This is a genomic window from Synechococcus sp. BA-120 BA3, from assembly GCF_034931285.1.
GTDB lineage: Bacteria > Cyanobacteriota > Cyanobacteriia > PCC-6307 > Cyanobiaceae > Cyanobium.
Genome location: NZ_JAYGHZ010000101.1, coordinates 1 through 4,119 on the forward strand (window position 1 = coordinate 1; position 4,119 = coordinate 4,119).

At 71.2% G+C, this 4,119-nt stretch carries 4 protein-coding genes; 2 read left to right on the top strand and 2 right to left on the bottom strand.

Annotated features, from left to right (window positions below; all coding sequences use genetic code 11):
• Both panC and VB737_RS05760 read right to left on the bottom strand, forming a co-directional pair.
• On the bottom strand, window positions 1-1,175 hold a 1,175-nt coding region (gene panC / locus VB737_RS05755), incomplete at its 3' end, for a pantoate--beta-alanine ligase (RefSeq protein WP_500311890.1).
• Window positions 1,176-1,233: 58 nt separating this feature from the next.
• Window positions 1,234-1,728: a septal ring lytic transglycosylase RlpA family protein gene (locus tag VB737_RS05760; RefSeq protein ID WP_500311892.1), complete on the bottom strand. Its 495-nt coding sequence runs from the start codon at window positions 1,726-1,728 to the stop codon at window positions 1,234-1,236.
• A 436-nt stretch (window positions 1,729-2,164) separates the two neighbouring features.
• Between VB737_RS05760 and purM the strand changes: the two genes are divergently transcribed.
• A complete protein-coding gene (purM, locus tag VB737_RS05765) occupies window positions 2,165-3,199 on the top strand; it encodes a phosphoribosylformylglycinamidine cyclo-ligase (protein WP_500311894.1) in 1,035 nt (344 codons plus the stop codon).
• 96 nt (window positions 3,200-3,295) lie between these two features.
• Window positions 3,296-3,958: a DUF8655 family protein gene (locus VB737_RS05770; RefSeq protein WP_094585031.1), complete on the top strand. Its 663-nt coding sequence runs from the start codon at window positions 3,296-3,298 to the stop codon at window positions 3,956-3,958.
• Window positions 3,959-4,119: the final 161 nt, after the last annotated feature.

Consider the following 4,119-nt stretch of genomic DNA (forward strand, 5'->3'; position numbering starts at 1 on the left):
GTGGAGACCTGGGCGGTGACCTCCGGGCCCCGGATCGCCTCGCTCACCTCATGGCCGTTGACCCGGACCCGCTGCTCCCCGGCCGCGTCGCTCTCCAGCCGCAGATCGAGGTCGTCGAGCAGGGGGGCGATGGCGTCAGCGTCGGCCGGGTCCACACCCCGGTGCAGCACCCACCAGGTCAGGGCGCGGTACATGGCGCCCGTATCGAGGTAGACGAGGCCCAGGCGGCGGGCGAAGGCCCGGGTGACCGTGCTCTTGCCCGCCCCGGCGGGGCCATCGATGGCGACGATCGGCGGGCGGTTCATCAGAAAGATGTGGTCGATCAGGCGGGTGCTGCCGCAGCGGGCGGCGGCGGCCAGCAGGGAGAGGCCCGCGGCGCCGGACACCGGAGCCAGGGTAAGGGGATGGACGAGCTGGACGTACTCCACGCCGAGCCCCGCCGCCTCCAGCTCCCCGCTCACCGCCGCGGTCAGCACGGAAGCGCTGCCGGTGCCCCCCCGCCAGAGCGCCAGCGCCGCCTGCAAGGCTGCGGGCAGGGCCGCCGCCTGATCACGCTCGACGGCGCTGAGGTAGCGATGGCGGGAACTGCAGGCGAGCCCATCGGCCTCCCGCGCGGTGGCGCAGCCCTGGACCGTCACCGGCAGGGCGAGGTCGGCGACGACGCGGCGCAGGATCGTGAGCTGCTGCCAGTCCTTCTCCCCCAGCAAGAGGCGATCGGGCCGCACCAGGGCCAGCAGGCGACAGACGACGGTGGCGACCCCTTCGAAATGGCCGGGGCGTCCGGGGCCGCACAGGGACCGGCGCAGGCTGGCCGGGGGCACCACAGCGGTGAGCTCCGCCTCGCCGGCGGGGAACAGCTCCGCCACGGAGGGGGCGAAGAGGGCATCGGCGCCGGCCGCCGCCCCCAGGGCGGCATCGGCGGCCAGATCGCGGGGATACCGGGCGAAATCCTCGGCCGGTCCGAACTGGAGCGGATTGACGAACACACTGAGCAGCACCGCGGGCCGGCCACCGGGAGCGGCCGCCGCCGCCCGCCGCAGCAGTTGCTGGTGGCCCCCATGCAGGCTGCCCATGGTGGGCACGAAGTGAAGCGGCCGCCCGGCCTGGCCGCGGCGCCAGTCGCTCAGGTCGGCCAGGGTCTGAAGCAGTCGCACCGGCACAAAGAAAACGCCCACCCGCCAGATTGGCGGATGGGCTGAGGGGCAACGTTCCGGCCGCGGCCGGAGCGGAGACTCAGGGAAGGACTTCCAGCTTCACATCGGCGATGCCGCTGGCGGTGAGGCCGAGCTTCTGGGCGGCGCCGTGGGCCAGATCAATCACCCGCCGGCCATGGAAAGGACCGCGATCATTGATGCGGACCACGGTGGAACGGCCGTTCCAGAGGTTCGTGACACGCACCATGGTGCCGAAGGGCAGGGTGCGGTGGGCGGCGGTGAGGGTGCCGGGGCGGAGCACCTCACCGCTGGCGGTGCGGTTGCCGAAGAAACCGGGGCCGTACCAACTGGCCTCGCCAGTGGTGACCCGACCGGCGGAGGCGATCAGATTGCTGGCCGTAGGTACGGTACGGATCTCTTCGACGAAGCGCTCCCAATTGGAAGGGAAGTCGGCGGGGCGAATGGCAACGGAACTCCCTGGCGCCTGCGCGGCAGTAAGGGAGCCGGCCTGGGCCGGGGCGATGCTGCTGGTGAAGAGGAGGGCGGCGGTGCCCAGGAGTTGAGTGACTCGCATGACAGACGGAATGCACCGGCGGAGCAGGCAGACGGGGAAGGGTCTTCCTCGATGTCTGCATTCGGACGTTGACGACAACCGGGACCGGAACGCGGTGTTGGCTGAGATCAACGGCACCGAATAGGCCTGGTGAATTCCTGACAAAAAATGACGACCCCGGAAAACTATCCGAAGTCCGCAGGGCCCTTAAGCACCACTGACGCCCCCCTGGATCGATCAGTTTTCTTCATCTTTGCCACCCCTCCAGGCGTCCACTGGCCTGACTGGCCCATCGGCGCTAACGAAACATCAGTGGATTTGATGATGCCCATAAGCCGCGGCGATGGGTGCATGGGCCAATCCAGGGATCGTCCACGCCCTGGGGCTGTCCAGCGCCTCCCAGGGCCGCCGCGGCCCCGTGCCGATGCAGGATCGGTGCAGCGCTGACCCTTGCCCCATGGACTACCGCTCTGCCGGCGTGGACGTGGCCGCCGGCCGCGCCTTCGTGGAACGCATCCGGGACAGCGTCGAGACGACCCGACGGCCGGAGGTGCTGGGCGGACTGGGGGGCTTCGGCGGGCTCTGCCGACTGCCGGCCGGGATGAAGCGTCCCCTGCTGGTGGCCGGGACCGACGGGGTGGGCACCAAGCTCGAACTGGCCCAGGCCCACGGCGCCCACCACGGGGTGGGCATCGATCTGGTGGCCATGTGCGTCAACGACGTGATCACCAGCGGCGCCGAGCCCCTCTTCTTCCTTGATTACATCGCCACCGGCAAGCTCGGCCCCGAGGCCATGGCCGAGGTGGTGGAGGGCATCGCCGATGGCTGCCGTCAGAGCGGCTGTGCCCTGCTGGGGGGCGAGACCGCGGAGATGCCTGGCTTCTACGGCGCCGGCCGCTACGACCTGGCCGGGTTCTGCGTGGCGGTGGTGGAGGAGGACGAGCGGATCGACGGCACTCGGGTGACCGCCGGCGACCGGATCGTGGCGGTGGCCAGCAGCGGCGTCCACAGCAATGGCTTCAGCCTGGTGCGGCGCATCCTCGAGGCCGAGGCCGTCGACGCCGCCACGCCGCTGCCGGCCACCGGCCAGGGGCTGATCGACGCCCTGCTCACCCCCACCCTTCTCTATGCCGCCCTGGTGAAGGACCTGCGCCGCTCCGGCCTGCCCCTCCACGCCATGGCCCACATCACCGGCGGTGGCCTGCCGGAGAACCTGCCCCGCTGCCTGCCGCCGGGGGTCCACGCCGTGGTCGATCCCGGCAGCTGGGAGCGCCCGCCCCTGTTCCGCTGGCTGCAGGAAAAGGGACAGGTGCCGGAGGCCGACCTCTGGAACACCTTCAATCTCGGGGTCGGCTTCTGTCTGGTGGTGCCGCCCGAGGCCCTGAGCGCCACCCTCGACCTCTGCCGCTCCTCCGGCCACCAGGCCTGGGAGCTGGGCGGCGTCGCGGCGGGCAACCCCGGCGAGATTCCCCTGGCCGGATTGCCGCACTGAGGCGGTTCCGGTCCGGATGCACCACTTTTCCTAAGGTCGTCAGCGTCTTTGCCGACACGACCAGGCTCCCTCCCGCTCCGAAGAGTTCGTTGCCCGATGTTCGATACGTCCAGACGCATCACGCGCCGCCGCAGTTCCGCCGGCCCGATCCCGCCCCAGCGCCCCCAGCAGCCCCGTCCCCGCCTGCGGGACGCCGGTGCCCCGCTGCAGCGCGAAGGCACGGGCGGCCAGCGCCCCACCTTCCTGACCCTGCGGGACCACGGAAAGGTCTATGTGGCCGACCTACCGCGGCTCTCCGATGGCCAGCTCACCCATATCAATAAGGAGGCCCAGGACGTTCTCGACAGCCTCAACCGCCGTCTGCAGGAGCTGGAGGCCCAGACCCACCTGAGCGAGGCCGACCAGGACACCCGGATCCGGGCGACCACCAAGCGCGACATCACCCAGCGGTTTCTCAACTCGATCGCCCAGGAGCAGGAACTGCGGCGTTCCAACCCTGCGCTGCGGGCGGCTGCGGGCGAATCCCTGGCACGGGCCTTCCTCGAACTGGCCCGCCATCGGCTGCCCGGCTCCACCTTCGACTCCCTGCTGCAGGAGGCCCTCAGCGCCTGCGGCCCCGGTGAAGACGGTGCCCTCAGCGGCGAAACCGCCGATCCCCAGGTGGTTCGCCTGCTGCAGCGGGCCGAAGCCCCGCAGCCGCGGCCGGCGGCCCTGCCGGTGGTGCTGAGTCCCGACCCGGCCGACGCCCTCAGCGCCTGAGGTCGTCAGCCGCTCTGGAACGGGTTGGCGGGCATGCGCGCCTCGCAGCGCAGCGCCACCCGGTCCAGATCCCTCCGTTCCTCCTCTTCAAGGCACCAGGTGGCGGCGGCCGCCGCCGCCTCGGCCTGATCGGGCCTGCGCATGCCCACCAGGGGCAGGGC

Excerpts from the sequence above, each read along its gene's own strand:
- VB737_RS05770 (WP_094585031.1), top strand. The coding sequence starts at position 3,296 with ATGTTCGATACGTCCAGACGCATCACGCGCCGCCGCAGTTCCGCCGGC.
- purM (WP_500311894.1), top strand. The coding sequence starts at position 2,165 with ATGGACTACCGCTCTGCCGGCGTGGACGTGGCCGCCGGCCGCGCCTTC.
- VB737_RS05760 (WP_500311892.1), bottom strand. The coding sequence starts at position 1,728 with ATGCGAGTCACTCAACTCCTGGGCACCGCCGCCCTCCTCTTCACCAGC.